At 73.3% G+C, this 19995-nt stretch carries 20 protein-coding genes; 14 read left to right on the top strand and 6 right to left on the bottom strand.

What is annotated here, in order from left to right:
* Positions 1-12: 12 nt before the first annotated feature.
* Positions 13-585, top strand: a complete 573-nt coding sequence (locus tag BMW85_RS14540; protein WP_091081502.1) for a hypothetical protein — start codon at positions 13-15, stop codon at positions 583-585.
* Here BMW85_RS14540 and BMW85_RS14535 read toward each other — a convergent pair.
* Complete coding sequence (locus BMW85_RS14535) at positions 575-1393, bottom strand: SAM-dependent methyltransferase (protein WP_091081501.1); 819 nt, start codon at positions 1391-1393, stop codon at positions 575-577. The genes BMW85_RS14540 and BMW85_RS14535 overlap by 11 nt on opposite strands.
* A 203-nt stretch (positions 1394-1596) precedes the next feature.
* On the opposite strand from BMW85_RS14535, the gene BMW85_RS14530 reads away from it, so the two are divergent.
* Positions 1597-1782, top strand: coding sequence for a hypothetical protein (locus BMW85_RS14530; protein ID WP_091081499.1), 186 nt, complete (start codon positions 1597-1599; stop codon positions 1780-1782).
* Between the two features lie 9 nt (positions 1783-1791).
* Here the strand turns inward: BMW85_RS14530 and BMW85_RS14525 are convergent, their stop codons facing one another.
* Positions 1792-2589 (bottom strand): N-acetylmuramoyl-L-alanine amidase, encoded by a 798-nt coding sequence (locus tag BMW85_RS14525; protein WP_091081498.1) that lies wholly within the window; start codon positions 2587-2589, stop codon positions 1792-1794.
* 89 nt (positions 2590-2678) lie between these two features.
* On the opposite strand from BMW85_RS14525, the gene BMW85_RS14520 reads away from it, so the two are divergent.
* Positions 2679-4040 (top strand): N,N-dimethylformamidase beta subunit family domain-containing protein, encoded by a 1362-nt coding sequence (locus BMW85_RS14520; protein WP_218155776.1) that lies wholly within the window; start codon positions 2679-2681, stop codon positions 4038-4040.
* On the opposite strand, the gene BMW85_RS14515 is transcribed toward BMW85_RS14520, so the two are convergent.
* Positions 4024-5682, bottom strand: a complete 1659-nt coding sequence (locus BMW85_RS14515; RefSeq protein WP_091081496.1) for a carbamoyltransferase family protein — start codon at positions 5680-5682, stop codon at positions 4024-4026. The two genes, BMW85_RS14520 and BMW85_RS14515, sit on opposite strands and share 17 nt — an antisense overlap.
* Positions 5683-5950: 268 nt before the next feature.
* On the opposite strand from BMW85_RS14515, the gene BMW85_RS14510 reads away from it, so the two are divergent.
* From BMW85_RS14510 to BMW85_RS14460, 11 genes are all read left to right on the top strand, one after another.
* Entirely contained in the window at positions 5951-8479 is a 2529-nt protein-coding gene (locus tag BMW85_RS14510) for a glycoside hydrolase family 9 protein (protein WP_091081495.1), read from the top strand.
* 57 nt (positions 8480-8536) lie between these two features.
* Positions 8537-8860: a PadR family transcriptional regulator gene (locus BMW85_RS14505; RefSeq protein WP_091081493.1), complete on the top strand. Its 324-nt coding sequence runs from the start codon at positions 8537-8539 to the stop codon at positions 8858-8860.
* On the top strand, positions 8857-9753 hold the full coding sequence (locus tag BMW85_RS14500) for a hypothetical protein (protein WP_091081492.1): 897 nt from the start codon (positions 8857-8859) through the stop codon (positions 9751-9753). The genes BMW85_RS14505 and BMW85_RS14500 overlap by 4 nt, the downstream gene beginning before the upstream one ends.
* Positions 9754-9787: 34 nt before the next feature.
* A complete protein-coding gene (locus tag BMW85_RS14495) occupies positions 9788-10693 on the top strand; it encodes a hypothetical protein (protein ID WP_091081490.1) in 906 nt (301 codons plus the stop codon).
* A gap of 9 nt (positions 10694-10702) precedes the next feature.
* The gene (locus BMW85_RS14490) at positions 10703-12436 is read left to right on the top strand and encodes a peptidoglycan-binding protein (RefSeq protein WP_091081488.1); all 1734 of its coding nucleotides are present in this window, start codon (positions 10703-10705) and stop codon (positions 12434-12436) included.
* On the top strand, positions 12429-13121 hold the full coding sequence (locus tag BMW85_RS14485; RefSeq protein WP_091081486.1) for an ABC transporter ATP-binding protein: 693 nt from the start codon (positions 12429-12431) through the stop codon (positions 13119-13121). Before BMW85_RS14490 ends, BMW85_RS14485 begins: the two co-directional genes overlap by 8 nt.
* Positions 13121-14302: an ABC transporter permease gene (locus BMW85_RS14480; RefSeq protein ID WP_091081485.1), complete on the top strand. Its 1182-nt coding sequence runs from the start codon at positions 13121-13123 to the stop codon at positions 14300-14302. Before BMW85_RS14485 ends, BMW85_RS14480 begins: the two co-directional genes overlap by 1 nt.
* Before the next feature lie 90 nt (positions 14303-14392).
* The gene (locus BMW85_RS14475; protein ID WP_143082281.1) at positions 14393-14614 is read left to right on the top strand and encodes a hypothetical protein; all 222 of its coding nucleotides are present in this window, start codon (positions 14393-14395) and stop codon (positions 14612-14614) included.
* Positions 14615-14670: 56 nt separating this feature from the next.
* On the top strand, positions 14671-15300 hold the full coding sequence (locus BMW85_RS14470; RefSeq protein WP_091081482.1) for a TetR/AcrR family transcriptional regulator: 630 nt from the start codon (positions 14671-14673) through the stop codon (positions 15298-15300).
* The gene (locus BMW85_RS14465) at positions 15297-16628 is read left to right on the top strand and encodes an MFS transporter (RefSeq protein ID WP_091081480.1); all 1332 of its coding nucleotides are present in this window, start codon (positions 15297-15299) and stop codon (positions 16626-16628) included. Before BMW85_RS14470 ends, BMW85_RS14465 begins: the two co-directional genes overlap by 4 nt.
* Positions 16625-18049, top strand: a complete 1425-nt coding sequence (locus BMW85_RS14460) for a pyridoxal phosphate-dependent decarboxylase family protein (RefSeq protein ID WP_091081479.1) — start codon at positions 16625-16627, stop codon at positions 18047-18049. Before BMW85_RS14465 ends, BMW85_RS14460 begins: the two co-directional genes overlap by 4 nt.
* Before the next feature lie 3 nt (positions 18050-18052).
* On the opposite strand, the gene BMW85_RS14455 is transcribed toward BMW85_RS14460, so the two are convergent.
* Genes BMW85_RS14455 through BMW85_RS14445 form a run of 3 tightly spaced genes read right to left on the bottom strand, consistent with a single transcriptional unit; the run spans position 18053 to position 19980 of the window.
* Positions 18053-18721: a hypothetical protein gene (locus tag BMW85_RS14455; RefSeq protein WP_091081477.1), complete on the bottom strand. Its 669-nt coding sequence runs from the start codon at positions 18719-18721 to the stop codon at positions 18053-18055.
* A gap of 3 nt (positions 18722-18724) precedes the next feature.
* A complete protein-coding gene (locus BMW85_RS14450; RefSeq protein WP_143082280.1) occupies positions 18725-19669 on the bottom strand; it encodes a hypothetical protein in 945 nt (314 codons plus the stop codon).
* Positions 19660-19980, bottom strand: coding sequence for a hypothetical protein (locus BMW85_RS14445; RefSeq protein ID WP_091081474.1), 321 nt, complete (start codon positions 19978-19980; stop codon positions 19660-19662). The genes BMW85_RS14450 and BMW85_RS14445 overlap by 10 nt, the downstream gene beginning before the upstream one ends.
* Positions 19981-19995: the final 15 nt, after the last annotated feature.

Here is a 19995-nt window from a genome sequence, read left to right as displayed (position 1 = left end):
TCCAACCCGGGCATGAACAGATTCCGGCACCTCGCGGCCCTGTCCGCCGCCGTGCTCGCCGCCACCGTGCTCGCCGCCCCCGCCGCCGGGGCGGCCACACGCCCCTCCTGCCCGACGCCGTCCAAGACGGAGGTCAAGCGCGCGAAGAACTCGACGATCGACCGGCCGGCCAGGAGGTCCACCGCGATCAGAGGCGTCCGCGTCAAGGCCCTGCCGCGCGGCTTCGCGTACGGCGAGGTCTCCGTGAGCCGCCACGACGGCCTCACCGAGTACGGCTACCGCTGGTCCGACGACCGCGACGACGTGGACCGCAAGCACCGCTCGCTGTGGGTGCGCGTGGTCTGCGACCCCGGCCTGCGCGGCCTGAACGCGCTGAAGGCCCCGCTCCAGCTCGGCACGTTCTCGGGGGACGTGGTGAAGGCAGAGATCGGCGGTCGTAAGGTGCTGCTCAAGGAGGGCGACGGCGCGCTCGGCCACGGCAACTACGTCGGCTGGGTCGAGCGCGAGGGCGTCGCCGTCACCGTGATGGCCTCCGAGCCGATCCTCCCTCAGCTCAGCGGGATCGTCGCGGGGATCAGGCTTTGACCCGGCCCACCCCGGCCGCGATGAGCAGGCGGGGCACCCCGTCGATGAGCGGGACCTCCTGATCGTCCGGGCCCAGTCGCCACTCGTGGACCGGCACCAGCCCCGGCCCGATGAGCTCGAACCCCTCGAACAGCGACAGCACCTCCTCACGGGTGCGGAACCCGGCCTGGGCCGAGGTGCCGTCGGTGGACGCGCGCAGCCGGCCGACGGCCTGGGGGTCGCTCTCCGCCAGCGCGTGGGAGAGCACCAGGTGGCTGCCCGGCGCCATGCGGTCCCTGAAGGTGGCCACGATGCCGGCCGGGTCCTCCTCGTCCATGATGAAGTGCAGCACGCCCACCATCACCACGCACACCGGCCGGTCGAAGTCGATCAGCTCGGTGACCTGCGGATCGTCGAGGATGTCGGCGGGCCGGCGCAGGTCGGCCTGGACGGCGGCGAGGCCGGGCGCGTCGGCCAGCAGCACCTGCGCGTGCAGGCGCACCACGGGGTCGTTGTCGACGTAGACCACGCGGCAGGCGGGGTGCACCTGGCGTACGGTCTCGTGGATGCTGGGCGAGGTCGGGATGCCGGTGCCCAGGTCGAGGAACTGCCGTATGCCCTGCCCGGCGAGATGGCGGACGGCCTCGATCTGGAAGTGGCGGCTGGCCCGCGCGACGAGCCGGGTGTCGGGGGCGACCGCGAGGAGCTTGTCGGCGACCTCGCGATCGACGGCGAGGTTGTCCTTGCCGCCCAGGAGATAGTCGTACACGCGGGCCGAGCTGGGCACCGTCGGGTCGACACCAGGCGGAAGGCGTTCTAAGTCGGTCACGGAAGGCCGTCTCCTTAGCCACGCGGCAACGTGATCGCCATCCTACTCAACCAGCCGGACTTTCTTCGGTCCGAAGTCCAAGTCAGGAAGTCCGGCGAGAAATTGGTCCGGATGGCCGATGCGGTGACGGCGTTCGCCTGTGCATGCTGGGGGGAGAAGGGTCCGGCGGGGGCCGGTCCCTCTCGGAGAGGAGTCACGAGGGCATGGACTATGCGGCAGGCCGCCCCACCGTGGTCTTGGACAACGGAGTCGTCGGCCGGGTCATGCTGGCCCACCCCTCACGGCGCGACCTCGTGCTCGTGCTCGGCATGAACGGCACCCTGCTCAGCGTGCAACTCGACGACATCGCCTGCGTGGTGGGCGGCGAACCGCTCTCCCACGAGGTCTGACGCGGCCGTTCAGGTCAGGAAGTCGCGCAGGCCGGTGGCAAGTGAGGTCGCCATGCGCTGCCTGAAAGCGGGGCTGGACATCTTGCGGGCGTCGCCCGGGTTGCGCATGTTGCCGCACTCGATGAAGACCGCCGGCCGGGTCGACAGGTTGAGACCGCCGAGGTCCGTACGGGTCTGCAGGCCGTCCTTGCCGACGTAGTTCGCGTACGGGATGCCGGTGCCGGCGCGGTAGGCGTCGCGTACGGCGTGGCCGAGCCGCCGCGACGGCTCGATCACCTCCTCGTTGTGGCCGGGCAGCAGGCCCGGCATGATCACATGAAAGCCGTGCCCCTGCGGCGCGGCCCCGTCGCCGTGGATGGACAGCACGGCGTCCGCCCGCGCCTCGTTGCCGATGGCCGCCCGCTCGGTGACGCAGGGGCCGACGCCCTTGTCGTTGGGCCGGGTGAGCACGACCTTGGCGCCCATGCGTTCGAGCATCGGCTTGAGCCGGCCGGCGAGGTCCCAGGTGAAGGCGTGCTCGGGGTAGCCGGCGTCGGTCTGGGTGCCGGTCGTGTTGCACGGCTTGGTGCCGTTGATGACGTCCACCGGGCGGTTGATCTCGACCGGGTGGGAGGCGTTGCCGCCGTTGTGCCCGGGGTCGAGGACGACCGTCTTGCCCCGCAACGGGGCCGCCGCGGGCGTGGGGGCCGGCGAGGCGGGCGGCGCCGCCTCGGGCGCGGCGGCGGGCCCAGCGGTGGGCGCGGCCGGGCCGCCGCACGCGGCGGAGAGCACGGCCGAGAGCGTGAGTGTGACCAGGTACGCACGCATGCGGCCGACGCTACCCGCCGCGGGACGTCAAACCCAATACATACGCTGACCTGCTATTTCGTGTCGTACGACCGGGTAGTCCTGGCGATGTGATCAGGGGATACGTGGAGCAGCCGAGCCCTCGTGCGGGCGGGACGCTGACCTTGCGGGCGGCGACGGACGCGCCGCGCTTCCGGGTGGAGTTCCACCGGTGCGGCGACGGGCTGACGTTGTCGGCGAAGTCGCCGTGGCTGCCCGGCGCGGACGCGCCGCCGCACCTGCCCGCGCACGACTGGGGCCGCGACGGGACCGGCGCCCGTGGCGAGCCGCTGCCGGCCTGGCCGGGCCATGAGCTGCCCGCCCCGGCCGAGCCCGGGGTGTACGTGGCGGTGCTGGTCGAGGGCGACGACGACGGCGACCGCACCGACCCTGACCGTACGACGCCCGACGGGCGGGAGGCGAAGGCGCTCTTCGTGGTGCGCCCGGCGGCCCCGTCCGCCCGGATCCTCTACAAGCTGCCGCTGTTCACCTACCACGCCTACAACGTCTCGGGCGGCTGGTGCCTGTACGACCATCCACAGCCTGGGGATGTCCCGGGGGCTCCGGGGGTGTCGCTGCACCGGCCGGGCGGCGGCACCGGCGCCACCCCCTACGACGTGACGAACTTCGACCCGTACGACCCGACGCCCCGCCAGACGTTCGTCCACTGGGACGGCCGCTTCGTGGCCTGGCTGGCCCGGCGCGGCTACCCGGTGGACTACTGCACGGACCTCGACCTGCACCGGGACGGCGAGGAGCTGCTGGCGCCGTACCGGCTGCTGGTGAGCGCGGGGCACGACGAGTACTGGAGCGACGCCATGCGCGCCGCCGTGTCCCGGCACGTGGCGGCCGGGCGGAACGTGGCCTTCTTCGGCGGCAACACCTGCTGGTGGCGGATCGCCTTCCGGGACGCGGTCACCTTCGAGCGGACCGGCTTCTGGCACGAGCACGGCCCCCCGGAGAACGAGCTGACCGGCGTCAGCTTCCGCAACGGCGGCGAGCGCGACCGCGACGAGCATCCCGAGCCGGTCGGCTTCCGCGTCCAGCACGCCGACCACTGGGTGTACGCGGGCACGGGGCTGCGCGACGGCGACGTGTTCGGGCTGGAGGAGTGCCTGGTGGGCTACGAGTGCGACGGGGCCGCGTTCGACCGGGCCGCCAGGCCGCCCCGCGTGCCGACCGGGGAGGACGGCACGCCGGGCGGGTTCACCATCCTGGCGGTGGGCGACTGCGCGGCGGCCGGCTGGGGGCTCGGCAACAGGGCCGCCACCATGGGCCTGCACACCAGGGTGGGCACCGCGTTCACCGGCACTGTGTTCACCGGCGCGACCACCGACTGGCCGCGCGGGCTGGACGGCTCGGCGGCGGTCGCGCGCATCACCGCGAACGTGCTCGACCGCCTCGGCGAGCCGCCGCTCAGTCCGTCTTCCTGATCAGGTACGGCGGCATCACCAGCGCGTGCATGCCGGTGGTGCGCAGCGTGTCGATCGAGTGCTCGGGCGTCTCGGTGAGCGGCCGGCCGGGGCCGTTCAGCGAGGTGTTGATCAGCACGGGCAGGCCGGTCCGCGCGTACCAGCGGGTGAGCAGCGCGTGCAGGAACGGCGTGCGCTCGGGCTCCACCGTCTGCAGCCGGGCGGTGCCGTCCACGTGCGTGATCCCGGGCAGCAGCTCGCGGCACTCGGGGCGGACCTCGGTGGCGTACTGCATGAACGGGGCGGGCCGGTCCACGTCGAAGAAGCGCTGGGCGTGCTCGGCGAGCACCAGCGGGGCCAGCGGCCGGAACCACTCGCGGCCCTTGACCTCGTAGTTGATGTAGTCCTGGATGTCGGGCCTGCGCGGGTCGCCGATGATGCTGCGGTTGCCGAGCGCGCGCGGCCCGGACTCGCTGCGGCCCTGGTGCAGGCCCACGACCCGGCCGTCCTCCAGCAGCGCCACCATCGCCGCGATCAGGTCATCCGGCTGCTCGGCGACCAGGCCGTCCGGCAGGCTGCCGACGGCCGCGGTGATCTCGCTCTCGTCGGGGTCGGGGCCGAGGAAGTCGTCGCGCCAGCGCCACCGGCCGCGGACGCCGAGGACGGCCTCCAGCCCGTAGAGCGCGCAGCCGATCGCGGTGCCGCCGTCGTGCGGGCTCGGCGGCACGAACACCTCGCGGAACGGCCCCCGCCTGATGAGCAGGCCGTTGGCCGAGCAGTTGAGCGCCGTGCCGCCGGCGAAGGCCAGCCTGTCCAGGCCGGTCCTGGCGTGCAGCCAGTCCGCGAGGGCGGCCAGGGCGTGCTCGAAGGCGCGCTGGCCGGCGGCGGCCAGGTTCGCCGCGCGGCGGAACGGCTCGCCGCCCGGCTCGTAGAGGAAGTCCTCGCGCCGGGCGAACAGCTCGGTCCACGCGGGCGGGATCAGCACCTCGTGCCCGCGCACGTCGAGCTCCGGCAGACCGAGCGCGTCCGGGTCGCCGTACGGGGCCAGGCCCATGACCTTGCCCTCGTTGCCCTCGCCCTCGGGCCAGAGCGCCTTGGTGAGCAGGGCGTAGAAGCAGCCGAGCCCGGCCGGGTCGGCCCAGTCGCCGTGCCAGAGCTGCTTGGCCAGGCATTCGACGCCGTCACGGGTGCACCGGTAGAAGGAGGCGACCTCCAGCAGGTCGCCGGAGGCGCCGGGCGGCGGCGTGAACGGCTCGGTGAAACGCCGGACCGGGCTGCCCTGGTTGTCCACGACCAGTCCGGCCGCCTGCTCGAACGGCGACGGGTGGAAGGCGCTGTAGAGATGGCTCAGGTGGTGCGAGACCTGGACGATCCGGGCGTCCTCCTTGAGGCTCAGGCTCTCGCGCAGCTCCTCGTGGTAGTCCTCCAGGTTCTCGATCTCGGCGTCGGAGGAGTATCCCTCGACCACGAGGTCCACCGGCTCCTTGAGCAGCGGCATCGCGGGCAGGTAGCGGTCGGGCAGGTCGCCGAGCCGGCCCCAGTGGTGCTTGCGCCGGGTGATGCGCTCCTTCTGCAGGCTGTACATGCCCGCGTCGCCGACCGCGACGGCGATGGACCCGTCCTGGGTGCGGTTGATCCCGACGACGATGGGAAAATCGGCCATCTCCGGTGCCTCCTGAATGTGATCACGGCACCCGTACCCGAGGCCAGGACAAGTGGATCTCTCAAGGGCGTAAGAGACACGTCAGCGTCAGATCTGGGTCTACGCAGGGGACGGCCCGGCGTTCACTGTCGGGGACGGCAGGGAGCCCGAGTGAGTGGGCGCGTGAAAGTTTCACCGTTCTGAATCATGGTTGGTGCGGCCCCGTTGACGCGGCCCTACCGGCCCATCAGGATTGGGAGCGCTCCCAATCCTCCCCCAAAGGACCTCCATGCCCCGATGCCGGGCCGCCTTACTGGCCCTCCTCACCATGGTCGCCCTGTCCCCCGCGACGTCCGCCCGCGCCGCCGACGAGGGACCCGAGCAGATCGTGAACGGCACCTTCGACACCGGCACCGCCCCCTGGTGGAGCACCGGAAACGTGACGCCCACCGTCCAGGACGGCCGCCTGTGCGCCGACATCCCCGGCGGCACCGCCAACCCGTGGGACGTCATCATCGGCCAGAACGACCTCCCGCTGGTCGAGGGCGAGACCTACGCCTTCGGGTTCTTCGCCACCGCCACCCCCGCCAAGGTCGGCCGCGCCCTGATCCAGCTCCCCGTGGACCCGTGGACGCAGTATCTGTCGGCCGCCCCCGAGATGAGCGTCTCCGGCAACGACTACTCCTACACCTTCACCGCCCCCGTGTCGCTGCCGAACGCGCAGGTCGCGTTCCAGCTCGGGGGCAGCGCCGAGCCCTGGAGGTTCTGCATGGACGACGTGTCGCTGAAGGGCGGCGCGGAACCCGAGGTCTACGAGCCGGACACCGGGCCCCGCGTCCGCGTGAACATGCTCGGCTACCTGCCCTCGGGCCCCAAGAAGGCCACCGTGGTCACCGCCGCCACGGCCGCGCTGGACTGGGAGCTCAAGAACGCCGCCAACGAGACCGTCGCCAAGGGCAGGACCACCCCCAGGGGTGTGGACGCCAGCTCCGGCCAGAACGTCCACACGCTCGACTTCGGCTCCTACCGCAAGGCCGGTGAGGGCTACACGATCACCGCCGACGGCGAGACGAGCCGCCCGTTCGACATCGCCGCCGACCTCTACGACCAGCTCCCGACCGACGCGCTGAAGTTCTACTACACCCAGCGCAGCGGCATCGAGATCCTGGGCAGCCTGCGCCCCGGCTACGCCCGCCCGGCCGGCCACCTCGGCGTCGCGCCCAACCAGGGCGACGTGAGCGTCCCCTGCCAACCGGGCGTCTGCGACTACTCGCTCGACGTCAAGGGCGGCTGGTACGACGCCGGCGACCACGGCAAGTACGTCGTCAACGGCGGCATCTCCGTCCACCAGCTCATGTCCGCCTACGAGCGCGACCGGGCGGCCTTCAAGGACGGCCAGCTCGCGATCCCGGAGAGCGGCAACGGCCGCCCCGACATCCTGGACGAGGCCCGCTGGGAGCAGGAGTTCCTGCTGAGCATGCAGGTGCCGGACGGCAAGCCGCTGGCCGGCATGGCCCACCACAAGATCCACGACCGGGCCTGGACCGGGCTGCCGCTGCTGCCGCACCTCGATCCGCAGCCGCGCGAGCTGCACCCGCCGTCCACGGCGGCGACGCTGAACCTGGCCGCGACGGCGGCGCAGGCGGCCCGGCTGTTCGCGCCGTACGACGCCGCGTTCGCGGCGCGGAACCTGACGGCGGCCCGCAAGGCGTGGGCGGCGGCCAAGGCCGAGCCCGCCAGGTACGCCGACCCTGCCGACGGCACCGGCGGCGGCGCCTACAACGACGCCGACGTCAGCGACGAGTTCTACTGGGCGGCGGCCGAGCTCTACATCACGACCGGCGAGAAGGAGTTCAAGGACTTCGTCCTGGCCTCGCCGCACCACACCGGCGACATCTGGCGCGATCGCGGCTTCGACTGGGGCAACACGGCCCAGCTCGGCCGCCTGGAGCTGGCGACGGTGCCCAACGCGCTGCCGGACCGGGCGCGGGTGCGGCAGTCGGTGGTCGAGGGGGCCGAGAAGTATCTGGCGATCCAGCGGGCGCACCCGTACGGGCTGGCCTACAACCCGCCGGACTACGACTGGGGCTCCAACAACCTGGTGCTGAACAACCTGGTCGTCGTGGCCACCGCCTATGACCTGACCGGGCAGGAGAAGTACCGCGCGGCCGTCCGCGAGGGCATGGACTACATCCTGGGCCGCAACGCGCTCAACCAGTCGTACGTGACCGGCTATGGCGAGGTCGCCTCCAAGAACCAGCACAGCCGCTGGTACGCCCACCAGCTCGACCCCGCCCTGCCGAACCCGCCGCGCGGCACGCTGGCCGGCGGCCCGAACTCCGCCATCCAGGACCCCGTCGCCCAGCGCCTGCTGCAGGGCTGCAAGCCGCAGTTCTGCTACATCGACCACATCGAGTCGTGGTCGACGAACGAGCTGACCATCAACTGGAACTCGCCGCTGGCCTGGGTCTCGGCCTTCCTTGCCGACAGGGGCGAGCGTTCGGACTGCCGGGTCTCGTACACGGCGCACGGCACGTGGCCGGGCGGGTTCACCGCGCAGGTCGTGATCGAGAACACCGGCAAGCAGGCGGTGGACGGCTGGACCCTGCGCTGGGCGTTCCCGGCCGGTCAGGAGGCCGGGCACGTCTGGGGCGCGACGTTGTCGCAGTCGGGCCCGGTGGTGACGGCCAAGGCGCTGAGCTGGAACGGCAAGATCAAGCCCGGACAGCAGGTGACGTTCGGGTTCAACGGCACGCACACCTCCGGTCCGAATGCGGCGCCCGAGGTGTTCCACCTCAATGGGGCGCGCTGCCGGTAGGCCAGGCGGATCCCCTGGGCGTTGCGGACGCTCCGTTGAACGGAATAATGTCGCCCCATGCCCAGGGGAACCTCTGAAGTCAGCGAGCCGATGTACTTCGTGCTCACGGCCCTGCGTGCGGGCCCGCTGCACGGACACGCGATCAGCAAGTCGATCAAGGAGCTGTCGCGCGGGCGGGTCCAGCCGTCCGTCGGCACGCTCTACGGCATCCTGGAGCGGCTCAACGAGCGGGGCGTGATCGCCGTGGACCGCGAGGAGACCGTCAACGGCCGCAACCGGCGCTACTTCAGGATCACCGACGAGGGCCAGGCGCTGGTGGAGGCCGAGGCCAGGCGGATGCAGGAGGCGGCCGCCCTGGTCCTGCGCCCGTCCGGCGCATGACGGCGCCCGGCGACCCGCTCGAACGGCGTTACCGCAGGCTGCTGCTGGCCTACCCGCGCCCCTACCGGCGGGCGCACGGCGACGAGCTGCTGGACGTGCTGCTGGAGGACGCCGCCCCCGGCAGGAGGATGCCCGTGCTCCGGGAGGCGTGGGGCCTGCTGACGGGCGGCTTACGCAGCCGCGTCACGCACCAGGCGACCGGCAGCGCCTGGGAGGACGGCCTGCATCTGGGCGTCACGGCCGTCGCGGTGGCGAACCTGGCCGCGTTGCTCCCGTACGCGCGCGAGCTGCCGCTGTGGACGCTGCTGTCGGCGTCGGCGCTGCTCGCGATCCTGCGCGGACGGCTGCGTACGGCCTTCGCGCTCACGCTGCTCACCGCCGTGAAGGCGGTCGCGCTCGCCTCGGGCCGGCAGTGGTTCGACGTGACCGTGCTGCCGGTGCACCCGGGCGGGCTCTCCGGGCGGGCGCTGTTCCAGGACAGCGATCCGTTCCTGGTGGCCGCCGGCTACGCGATCGTGCTGATCGGCCTGGTGGTGCTGGCGTCGCTGCGGCGGCCGGCGCGGGCCAGGTCGTGGTGGTGGTGGGCGGCGGTCGTACCGGTCGCGTGGGCGGGCCCCGCGTGGATGGCGGAGGGGACGGAGCACCCGATCAGCCTGAGCAGGATGGCCGTGGAGGCGGTGGCGCTCGGGCTGGCGGTGACGGGCGGCTACCTGGCGCGCGACCACCGGTGGGCGATGGCGTCGGGGATCTATCTGCTCGTGGTCCTCGGCGAGCTGGCCTTTCACGTCCAGCAGCTCGGCCGGCAGCACCTCGCCTACGCGGGCATCCTCGTCCTGCTGACGACGGCCGCCGCGTTCGTGCCGCTGCGGCAGCGACGGCACTGCCTGGATTGACCATGCTTCGTTGAACGGAGTATGGTCTCGTCCCATGCTCAAGAGATCCCGCCTGGCCCTTGCCATGTCCGTCGCGGCGACCGCCCTCTGCGCCTGCGGAGGCGCCGCCGGGAGCCCGGCCGCCGCCCCGGACACGGCCGCCCCGAGCACGGCCGTCCAGGACAAGAAGCGCCAGTTCGAGGCCGCCAAGGCCGACTGCATGAAGCAGAAGGGCTTCACGTACGTGCCGTACGTGAAGCCGGAGAAGCAGGAGAGCGACCAGGAGCGCAAGCTCGCCTCCGGCGACTACGAGGCGATGCGGACCTACCGCGAGAAGTACGGTTTCGGGGTCTTCGCCCTGCACGTCTACCCCAAGGAGCTGAACGCCCCGGAGCACATGGGCGGAGAGCCCGTCCAGGACCCCAACATCAAGATCGCGGGAGCGCTCTCGCCGTCCCAGGGGGAGGCCTACCAGGAGGCCAGGGACGCCTGCGTCGCCGTGGCGGGCAAGCAGGCCCTCGGTCTGACCCTGAAGTCGGGCATGGACTACTACGGCCAGATCGCCCAGGCCCACAAGCGGGCCAAGGCCGCCGAGCTCGACGGCGACCAGGAGCTGGTGAGCCTGGCCGGCTCCATGGCCACCTGCCTCAAAGGCAAGGGCTACGCCGTCAGCGACACCAAGCCGACCGCCATGGACAGGCGCGGCGAGCTCACGTTCCTGGACCAGCAGAGCAAGCTGGGCCGCGAGCAGCAGGGCGACCAGCCCGGCGGACCGAAGATGACGAAGGACACCAAGCAGATCCAGATGCCGACGCTCACCCCCGAGCAGGCCAGGCCGTACCTCACCAAGGAGATCAAGGCGGCCCTCGACGACCTGGAGTGCGGCAAGGACTTCTACGCGGCCTACCTGCCCAAGGAGACCGTGCTCCAGCGGCAGGTCAACGACCGCTTCGCCTTCTGACCGGCCCTCATGAGATCCCCACGCAGGCTCCTCGCCGGCGTCGTGGCCGGCGTGGTCGTCATCGCGGGCGCCGGCTGGGCGGTCGGCGCCCGGCTGCGCTCCCCCGCCGACGAGGCTGCCCGCCGCGCCGCGCCCGCCGCCTCGCTCGTCACCGCCGCCGTGGAGCGCCGCAAGCTGGTCAGCACGGTGGTGCTCAGCGGCATGCTGGAGTACGGCTCCCCGCTGCCGGTCACCCTGGCCGGCGTGGTCGGCGGCGACGCCGAGCTGCAGCGGGCCACCCGCGCGCCGCGCAAGGGCCGGATCGGCGAGGGCGCCGTGCTGATGGAGGTCAACGGCCGCCCGGTGTTCGCCCTGCGCGGCGCGGTGCCGATGCACCGCACGATCGCCCCCGGCGGCAAGGGGGCCGACGTACGGCAACTGCAGCGGGCCCTGCGCCGGCTCGGCTACCGCGCGCCCGCCTCTGGCGTGTTCGACCGCGCCACGATCGCCGCCGTGACCCGCATGTACGCCAAGAAGGGGTACGAGGCCCAGCAGCCGACGCTGTCCGAGCGGCAGACGTACGAGACGCTGCGCAAGGCCGTACGGACGGCCAGGGAGAGCCTGGCGACCGAGCAGCAGGCCCTGGACCGTGGGCGTGACGTGCTGCCGCTGAAGGTCCGGCTGGACAACGCGGAGAAGGACCTGAAGGCGGCGCGCGCCGCGCTGGCCGAGGCCGAGTCCGGCGGGCCGACGCCCGCCGACGAGGCCGACCTGGCGGCGGCGGACGCGGCCGTCCGAGCGGCGCGCGAACGCCTCCTCGAAGCCGAACAGGCCCTCTACCAGGCCGTCTCCCAGCCGACGACCGACCCGGCGACCTCGCCGACCGCGGAGGTCACGGCCACCCCCCGGCCGACCGCCTCCGTCGACACGAGCCTGCTGGAGCTGAAGGTGGCCAACGCCAGGGCGGACCTGGCGGCGGCCCATCAGGCCCGTGACCTGGCACTGCGCAAGGCCGAGGAGGCCGGCGAGTCCAGGCTGGCGGAGCTGCGCAGCGCGGTGAGGGCCGCGAAGGAGGCGGTGGTGACCGCCGAACAGGCGCTACGCCAGGCCAGGCAGCTCTCCCCGGCCCGCATGAAGGTGGCCGGCGCGAGGGCGGACGTGGCCGCGGCCGAGGAGATGCTGGCCGAGTACGCCCGCACCTACGGCGTGTCGATCCCGCCGGGCGAGGTGGTGTTCCTGCCGAAGCTGCCCGCCCGCGTCCAGAAGGTCGCGGCGAAGCCGGGCCGGCCCGTCGAGGGCGAGGTGGCGACGGTGACCAGCTCGGCGTTCGCGGTGACCGGGTCGGTCGAGGCGGCCGAGGCCGAGCTGTTGCGGCCCGGCATGAAGGCCACCGTCGAGCTGGACTCGGGCCGGACGTACCAGGCCCGGCTTAGCGCGGTAGGCGAGCAGGCCGGGCGGCCCGGCGGGGAGGAGCCGCCCGAGGGCTCCCAGGCCGTCCTGCTCTCGCCGACCGGGCGCGCGGGCCTGCGGGCGGGCGTCGCGGTGACCGTACGGGTGACGGTGGGGGCGACCGAGGAGCCGGTGCTGGTCGTCCCGGTGGCCGCGGTGATCACGTCGGCGGACGGCAGGGCCCGGGTGCGGGTCGAGTACGCGACGGACCGGACCAGGGACGTCGAGGTGCGTACGGGCCTGACCGCCGACGGGAACGTCGAGGTCGGCGGCGCGCTCAAGGAGGGCGACCGGGTGGTGGTGAGCGGTGGCTGATCGGGGGACACCGCCACCCGTCGTCGAGCTGGTGAAGGTCTCCAGGGAGTATCCCGCCGCGCCGCCGGTCCGCGCGCTGCGCGAGGTGTCGCTGCGCGTGGAGCGGGGCGAGCACCTGGCGATCGTCGGCCCGTCGGGCTCCGGCAAGTCCACCCTGCTGAACGTGGTGGGGCTGCTGGACCGCCCGACGTCCGGCGGCTACCGCCTGGACGGCGTGGAGACCACGACGCTCAGGGACGGGGCCAGGACCCGGCTGCGCGGCGGCCGGATCGGCTTCGTCTTCCAGTCCTTCCACCTGCTCCCGCACCGCAGCGTGCTGGAGAACGTCATGCTGGCCGAGATCTACGGCGGCCGGCCGCGCAGGGGCAGGCGGGAGCGGGCCCTCGCGGCGCTGGAGCGGGTGGGCCTCGGCCACCGGACCGGGTTCGCGCCGGATCGGCTGTCCGGCGGCGAGCGCCAGCGGGCGGCCATCGCCCGCGCCCTCCTGGGCGGCCCGTCGCTGCTGCTGTGCGACGAGCCCACCGGCAACCTGGACAGCCGCAACACCGAGGCGGTGCTCGACCTGTTCGGGGAGCTGCGGGAGCAGGGCCTGACGATCGTGGTCATCACGCACGAGCAGGAGGTCAGCGAGCGGGCCGGGCGCCGGGTGCGGATCACCGACGGCGTGCTGGTGGAGGAGGAGTGATGCACGTACGCGACCTGGCCGGCGAGGCGGTCGCCGGCCTGCTGGCCAGGCCGGTGCGGACGGCGCTGACCACGCTCGGCACCGTGCTCGGCATCACCACGCTGGTCGTCACGCTGGGCGTGGCCGCCACGGCGGGCAACCAGATCGTCGGCCGCTTCGACGAGCTGGCCGCGACGGCCGTCACCGTGGAGGTGCCCGAATCGACCACCGGGGCGCCGGTGGTGACCTGGGACGCGGTGGAGCGGCTGACCCGGCTGCGCGGCGTGGAGTCGGCCGCCGCGGTGGCCGACGCGGTGGAGGGCGCGAACGTGTCCGTGCGCTCCAACGCCCTCGTGGACCCCGCCCGGGTCACCACGCACGCCCTGACCGTGCTGGCCGCCACGACCGGGCTGCCCGGTGCCGCGCGCGGCCGGATGACGCTGGGCCGTTTCTACGACGAGGGGCACGTCCGGCGCGGCGACCGGGTGGCCGTGATCGGCGAGGAGGCGGCCAGGATGCTCGGGATCACCCGGCTCGACCGGGCGCCGGCGATCTTCGTCGGCGGGCACGCGTACACGGTGCTCGGGGTGCTCGGCGACCTGCGGCGGGAGCGGAACCTGAGCGCGGCCGTGATCCTGCCGCCCACCGCGGGGCGGCGGTTCGGGCTGCGCGAGGTGACCAGGGTGCTGGTCAACACCAGCCTGGGCGCGACGGACCTGATCGCGCGTCAGGCCCCGGCGGCGCTCAGCCCCGGGGCCGGCGACCTGCTGCAGGTGATCGCCCCGCCCAGCCCCGCCAGGGCCAGGGACGCGGCGCGGGACGACGCCGACGCGCTCTTCCTCATCCTCGGCCTGGTCTCGCTCGTCGTGGGCGCGCTCGGCATCGCGAACGTCACGCTCGTCACCGTGATGGAGCGCGTCCAGGAGATCGGCCTGCGCCGGGCGCTCGGCGCGGCCAGGCGGCATGTCGCCGCCCAGTTCCTGCTGGAGTCGACGCTGATCGGGCTGGCCGGCGGCGTGATCGGCGCGAGCCTGGGCGTGGTCGCGATCGTCGCGGTCTCGGCCGTCCAGCAGTGGACGCCGCTGCTGGACGTGCGGCTGGCGATCGCCGCGCCGCTCGCGGGAGCGCTGGTGGGGCTGCTGGCCGGGCTGCATCCGGCGTGGCGCGCGGCCCGGATGGAGCCCGTGGACGCGTTGCGGTGAACCCGATCGGCCCGCCGGCCCGTCATAGGGGCATGAGGATCTGGCGCATCGCGCTCACGGGTGCGGTTGAGCCGCCGTACCGGGCCGACCGTGGACAAGTGCCTCACGGGCAAGGAGGAGCGCAGGCTCCGTACGGCGCTGAGCGGCCTCCGCGTCGGCCGCTCGGAGCCGGCCCCGCGGGGCGCGGACTTCCTGAAGTACACCCTCGCCCACAAGGGGCACCGCGCGAGCCGCTACACGCTCCCGAAGAGCTGGCAGCCGGTGGTGCGGCAGCTCGACGCGGCCATGACGAAGTACTGGGCGCCGGACTGAGCCCGCATTCCATCAAGTGATTGACCGGCAGGGCGTGGTGGAACTATGTTCGGCGCATGACACCAGCGGACGGCGGTCAGGTCGCCCTGATCGTCAAGGTCGCCACGCAGCTCTTCGCGGCCCTCGGCTACGACGGCACCTCCACCCGCCAGATCGCCGAGGCCGCCGGACTCAACATCGCCACCGTCAACTACCACGTCGGCGGCAAGCGCGAGCTCTACCTCGCGGTCATGGAACGCGCCCACCTGGCCGAGCGGACCGCGCTGGAGCAGGCCATGGCCCGGATCGGCGGCGCCGACCCCGTCGTCGCGATCCACCGGCTCATGGACGACTACCTCGACTTCTGCGTCGACAACCCCGAGATCCCCGCGCTGTGGATGCACCGCTGGCTCTCCGACGCCAGCGACATCACCGAGCTGGAACGCGAGTACGTCCAGCCGCTGATCGCCAACGTCGGCGCGGCGCTGCTCCCGGCCCGCGAGGCGGGCGTCATCGACGCCGGCGTGGACCTCGAGTACACGATCTGGTCCGCGATCTGGTCCATCCACGGCTTCGCCAAGGGCGGCGTGCTGGACGCCGAAGGACGCCGCCGCGGCGCCGGCGACCGGGCAGCGCTGCGGCGCTTCCGCGCCCACCTGCACCAGAGCCTGCACCGCACCCTCGGCCTCCCCGGCGACGCCCCATGACGCACCCCGCAGGCGTCGTCGAGCGCCCGCTCGGCCGCGGCCGGCTGCTCGGCTACGGCGTCGGCTCGATCGGCACCGGCGTCTTCTCCGCCGTCCCCGGCCTGCTGCTGCTCTACTACCTGACCGACATGCTGGGCGTCCCCGCCGCCGTGGCGGGCGTCGTGCTCGTCGCGCCCAAGATCTGGGACGTGCTGCTCAACCCGCTCGTCGGCGCGGCCAGCGACCGCGAGGCCGTACGCACCGGCCGCCGCACCCGGCTGCTCGCGATCGGCGCGGCGGCGCTGCCGGTGACGTTCGCGCTCATGTTCGCCGTCCCCGGCGGCGTGCCGGGCGCGCTCTGGTCAGGAGTCGCGTTCCTGCTTGCGGCCACCGCGTTCGCCTGCTTCCAGGTGCCGTACGTGGCCCTGCCCGCCGAGATGGCGGGCACCCAGAGCGCGCGGACCCGCATCATGTCCTGGCGGGTGGTGTGCCTGACCGTCGGCATCCTCGTCGCGGGCGGCCTGGCCCCGGCCGTGGTGGACCTGGCGGGCGGCGGCCGGGCCGGATACGCCGTCATGGGCGTCGTCATCGGCGCGCTCATGGCGGCGGCGCTGGTCGCGGCCACGCTGGGCACCCGCTGGGTGCCGTCGCGGCCGGGGCCGCGCCCGCTCGGGCCGGTGGCCGCCTTCCGGCTGGCGCGCGGCAACCGGCCGTTCTTCGTGCTGCTCGCCGCGTTCGTGACGCAGGCGCTGGCGGTGGCGGTGATGCTGGCCGGGGCGCCGTACGTGGCCTCGTACCGGCTGGGCGACTACGGACTGACGTCGGTGATGTTCGTCTGCCTGGTCGGGCCCAGCATGCTCGCGGTGCCCGGATGGGCGTGGCTGGCCCGGCGGCACGGGGCGGTGCGCTGCTACCTCGCCGCCTCGATCGGGTTCTGCGCGGTCGCGGTGGCGCTGATCCCGGCCGTCGCCGGGGGTGGGCTGGCCGCCACGCTGGCGCTGACCGCGCTCGCCGGCGTCTGCTACGCGGCCCTGCAACTGCTGCCGCTGTCGCTGCTGCCGGACACCGTGCACGCCGACGCCGCCCGTACCGGGCAGGCGCAGTCGGGCGCGTTCACCGGCCTGTGGACGGCGGGCGAGACGGCGGGGCTGGCGCTCGGCCCCGGGCTGTTCGCGCTCGTGCTGGCGCTCTCGGGGTTCGTCAGCGCGCCCACCGGATCCCCCGTCGCGCAGGAGCCCGCGGCCCTGACCGGGCTGCTGCTCGGCTTCACCGCGCTGCCCGCCCTGCTCATGTTGATCAGTCTGCCGTTCGTGGCCTGGTACGGCCGCCTCGCGAAGGAGCCCGTGTGAACCTCCCCCCGACCGGACGCGCCACCGCCGACCTGCTGGCCGAGATCGCCCGGCTCAAGGCGGACGACCTGCCGGTGCGCGGCGGCCAGGTGACCGCCTACGTGTACGACACCGGCCGGGCCGAGGTCAACGACGCGGCGGCGCGGGCCTACTTCGAGATGCTGGAGGTCAACTGCCTGGACCCGACCGCCTTCCCCAGCATCGTCGAGATGGAGCGCCAGGTCGTCGGCGCGGTCGCGGACGAGCTGGGCGGCGGCCACGGCGTCTTCACCAGCGGCGGCACCGAGTCGATCATGCTGGCGGTGAAGGCGGCCCGCGACCACGCCGGGCGGGAGCGGCCCAACCTGGTGGTGCCCGTCACCGCCCACCCCGCCTTCCACAAGGCCGCCCACTATCTCGGCGTCGAGGTGATCGCCGTGCCCGTGGACCTGGAGACCTACCGGGTGCGGCCGGAGGACGTCGCCGCCGCCATGACCGAGGACACGGTCCTCGTCGTCGTCTCCGCGCCGTCCTACCCTCAGGGCGTCATCGACCCGGTCGAGGAGGTGGCCGCCGTCGCGGCGGCGGCCGGGGTGCCGTGCCACGTGGACGCGTGCGTCGGCGGCTGGCTGCTGCCGTGGCTGCGCGCGGCCGGCGCCGAGATCCCGCCGTTCGACCTGTCGGTGCCGGGCGTCACGTCACTCTCCTGCGACCTGCACAAGTTCGGCTACGCCCCCAAGGGGGCCTCGGTCGTGCTGTTCGCCGATCCGGCGATGCGCCGCAAGGCGTACTTCGCCTCGGCGGCCTGGCCCGGATACACGATCATCAACGCGACCGTCCAGAGCTCCCGCTCGGCCGGGCCGCTCGGCGGCGCGTGGGCCACCCTCCAGGCGCTCGGCCGGGAGGGGTACGTCGAGCTGGGCCGCGCCACGCTGGAGGCGGCCAAGCGGCTGCGCGAGGGCATCGCGCAGATTCCCGGGCTGCGTCCGCTGGGCGAGCCGGAGTCGTCGCTCGTGGCCTTCGCCGGCGACGGGGTGGACGTGTTCGTGCTGGCCGACGAGGCCCGCGCACGGGGCTGGTTCCTGCAGCCGCAGCTCTCGTACGCGGGCATCCCGGCCAACCTGCACATCACCGTCACCGGCGTGACGCTGGCCGGGGTGGACGCCATGCTCAAGGTGATCGCCGAGTCGGCCGCCGCCGCCCGCGAGCGCGGCCCCGTCGAGCTGCCGGAAGGCCTGGTCGAGCTGGTGGCCGGGCTGGACCTCGACGCGCTCGACGACGCCTCCTTCGCCGAGCTGGCCGCCTCGGTCGGCGCCGACCTGCGGCCGGGCGCCGGCCGGCCTGAGATGGCGGTGGTCAACACCGTGCTGGACGCCCTGCCCGCGAGCAGCCGCGAGGCCGTGCTGGTGCGCTTCCTGTCGGTCCTCTACGGCACGGGCTGACGGTCACTGGAGATCGTCGAGCTGCTCCAGGGCGAACGAGCGGATCTCCTCGTCCTCGGCGGTGGCCGCGTGCGCGAGCAGGTTGGTGTCATCCTCGTCGGACAGGCGGGCGGCGGCGGCCGCGGCGAACATCCGGGCCGTGCGGTCGCCGCCCTCCAGCCGGGCGACGACCTCGCGCGGGTCGACCTCCTCGCTGTCGAGGCGTACCAGCCACTCGGTCAGCCCCTTGAGCTCGGCGTCCTCCAGGGCCTCCGCGCCGGCCGCGAGCTGCTCGGTCTCGGCCGCGGACAGGAAGGAGAGGACCTTCCAGCGCACGGCGTCGTCGCCGTCGCGGACCAGGGCGAGCGCCCGGGCGGCGAGCGGGCCGTCGGCGTCACCGGCGTTCAGCACGGCCTCGACCGCGAAGAAGCGCACCTGGCGCAGCGGGCTGGCGAGCAGGGCGGGCAGCTCGTCGGCCAGCGGCGCGGCGAGCTCACCCAGCTCCGACAGCAGCCAGGCGCCCGTGCGCACGATCTTCTCGTGGTCGCTGCGCAGCAGCCGGCGCAGGTTGTCCACCGGATAGCCGGCGAACACCTCCTCCAGCAGGTCGTTGGCCGCCGAGCCGAGGACGTCGTCGTCGTTCGCGTGGGCGAGGACGCGTGCCATCAGGTCGTCGCCTGTCTGTGTTTGCATGCGCTACTTGTTCCTTCCGAAGAGCCGCCGCAGAGCCCCTTCTTCCCGTTGGATCCGCTCCGCGTGGCCGACTTCGTAGCCCAGTCGCTGCTCCTCCGCCTTCCGTTTCGCGATGCTCTTCTCCAGGTCGTCCTTCAGCTTCTTCTTCTCGGCCTCGCTCATGCCCCTGGTGCTCTGCGGGATCGCACCATGGAACTTACCGGTCTCGTCCCTGCGGCCCCGTCCGCCGCCTCCGCCGCCGCCTCGGCCGCCGCTGTTGCCCCGGTTGTTCCTGCGGCCCATCTGCGCGATGCCGTCCCGTACGGACCGGGGCCCGGACGGGTTGCGCAGGCCCACGGGGCGCATGGGGACGACCCCGCGCGGGCCGCCGGCGAGTGCCGGCGAGCCCATCGGCCCGCGCGGGAGCTTCATGGTGTCGAGGACGCGGCGCATCGGCTCGGTGACCTTGCGCCGCATCAGCGGGGCGAGGACCTTGCCGGTGCCCTCGGCGCCCTGGCGCAGGATCCCGCCGACCGCCTTGCGCCCGGCGAGCACGCGGGCCGTCGCGTACGTCGCGCCGACCGCGCCCCCGAAGGCCAGCAGCTTGGCCACGTCCACGGCGGCGAACACGGCCTGCGTGCCCGCCGCCACCTTCACGGCCGACACGACGGACGCGCCGCCGTCGATCACCCGGGGCATCGACCGGAGGGCGGCGTCGGCCTGGGCAAGGTGGCCGCTCTGCCCGCCGTTCTGGTCCCAGAAGGACTGCAGGTGGGTGGCGGACTCACCCTTGTGGACCTGCTGCACGCCCTGCACGCCCGCATCGACCTGGCCCGCCGCGGGCAGGGCTGCGTTGTGGGCGGTGCGCACGGCCACGCTCTCCCGCCCCATGTCGTCCTCGTCGATGTTGGGCCAGGGGCCGAGCATCGCCATCATCGAGGCCGCCGCCGGCGGCAGGATCACACCCATGTGGCACCCACGTCCCCGGCGACCTCGGTGTTGGCCGTCTCGGCGTCGCGGCTGTTCCTGGCGGTGTCGTGCAGGCCGTCGCCGGTCCTGACGAGCATCGCGTGCAGGCCGCCCAGCGCGGCCATCGAGGTCTGGCGGCACTCGGTGTAGAAGCTGGTGAACACGGAGAACAGACCGTCGTCCCCCCAGGACGACACGCCGTCGCCCCGCGCGTGCATCGGGGTGAGCACGGCTCCGTAGTCCTCGCCGTGGGCCCTGACACGCGCGGCCTCCCGTTCCACCGCGCCGAAGGCGATCTCAACATCCGTCATGGCGAATGACGATAT

The sequence above is a fragment of the Nonomuraea wenchangensis genome (assembly GCF_900111685.1).
Classification (GTDB): domain Bacteria; phylum Actinomycetota; class Actinomycetes; order Streptosporangiales; family Streptosporangiaceae; genus Nonomuraea; species Nonomuraea wenchangensis.
The sequence above is the reverse complement of the archived record's forward strand: the minus strand, read 5'-3'. Positions and strand labels throughout refer to the sequence as shown.

Bases quoted from the DNA above. Each gene is read 5' to 3' on its own strand.
- BMW85_RS14465 (WP_091081480.1), top strand. From the start codon at position 15,297: ATGACGCACCCCGCAGGCGTCGTCGAGCGCCCGCTCGGCCGCGGCCGG.
- BMW85_RS14490 (WP_091081488.1), top strand. From the start codon at position 10,703: ATGAGATCCCCACGCAGGCTCCTCGCCGGCGTCGTGGCCGGCGTGGTC.
- BMW85_RS14505 (WP_091081493.1), top strand. From the start codon at position 8,537: ATGCCCAGGGGAACCTCTGAAGTCAGCGAGCCGATGTACTTCGTGCTC.
- BMW85_RS14540 (WP_091081502.1), top strand. From the start codon at position 13: ATGAACAGATTCCGGCACCTCGCGGCCCTGTCCGCCGCCGTGCTCGCC.
- BMW85_RS14470 (WP_091081482.1), top strand. From the start codon at position 14,671: ATGACACCAGCGGACGGCGGTCAGGTCGCCCTGATCGTCAAGGTCGCC.
- BMW85_RS14500 (WP_091081492.1), top strand. From the start codon at position 8,857: ATGACGGCGCCCGGCGACCCGCTCGAACGGCGTTACCGCAGGCTGCTG.
- BMW85_RS14455 (WP_091081477.1), bottom strand. From the start codon at position 18,721: ATGCAAACACAGACAGGCGACGACCTGATGGCACGCGTCCTCGCCCAC.
- BMW85_RS14515 (WP_091081496.1), bottom strand. From the start codon at position 5,682: ATGGCCGATTTTCCCATCGTCGTCGGGATCAACCGCACCCAGGACGGG.
- BMW85_RS14525 (WP_091081498.1), bottom strand. From the start codon at position 2,589: ATGCGTGCGTACCTGGTCACACTCACGCTCTCGGCCGTGCTCTCCGCC.
- BMW85_RS14510 (WP_091081495.1), top strand. From the start codon at position 5,951: ATGCCCCGATGCCGGGCCGCCTTACTGGCCCTCCTCACCATGGTCGCC.
- BMW85_RS14450 (WP_143082280.1), bottom strand. From the start codon at position 19,669: ATGGGTGTGATCCTGCCGCCGGCGGCGGCCTCGATGATGGCGATGCTC.
- BMW85_RS14495 (WP_091081490.1), top strand. From the start codon at position 9,788: ATGCTCAAGAGATCCCGCCTGGCCCTTGCCATGTCCGTCGCGGCGACC.
- BMW85_RS14480 (WP_091081485.1), top strand. From the start codon at position 13,121: ATGCACGTACGCGACCTGGCCGGCGAGGCGGTCGCCGGCCTGCTGGCC.
- BMW85_RS14530 (WP_091081499.1), top strand. From the start codon at position 1,597: ATGGACTATGCGGCAGGCCGCCCCACCGTGGTCTTGGACAACGGAGTC.
- BMW85_RS14445 (WP_091081474.1), bottom strand. From the start codon at position 19,980: ATGACGGATGTTGAGATCGCCTTCGGCGCGGTGGAACGGGAGGCCGCG.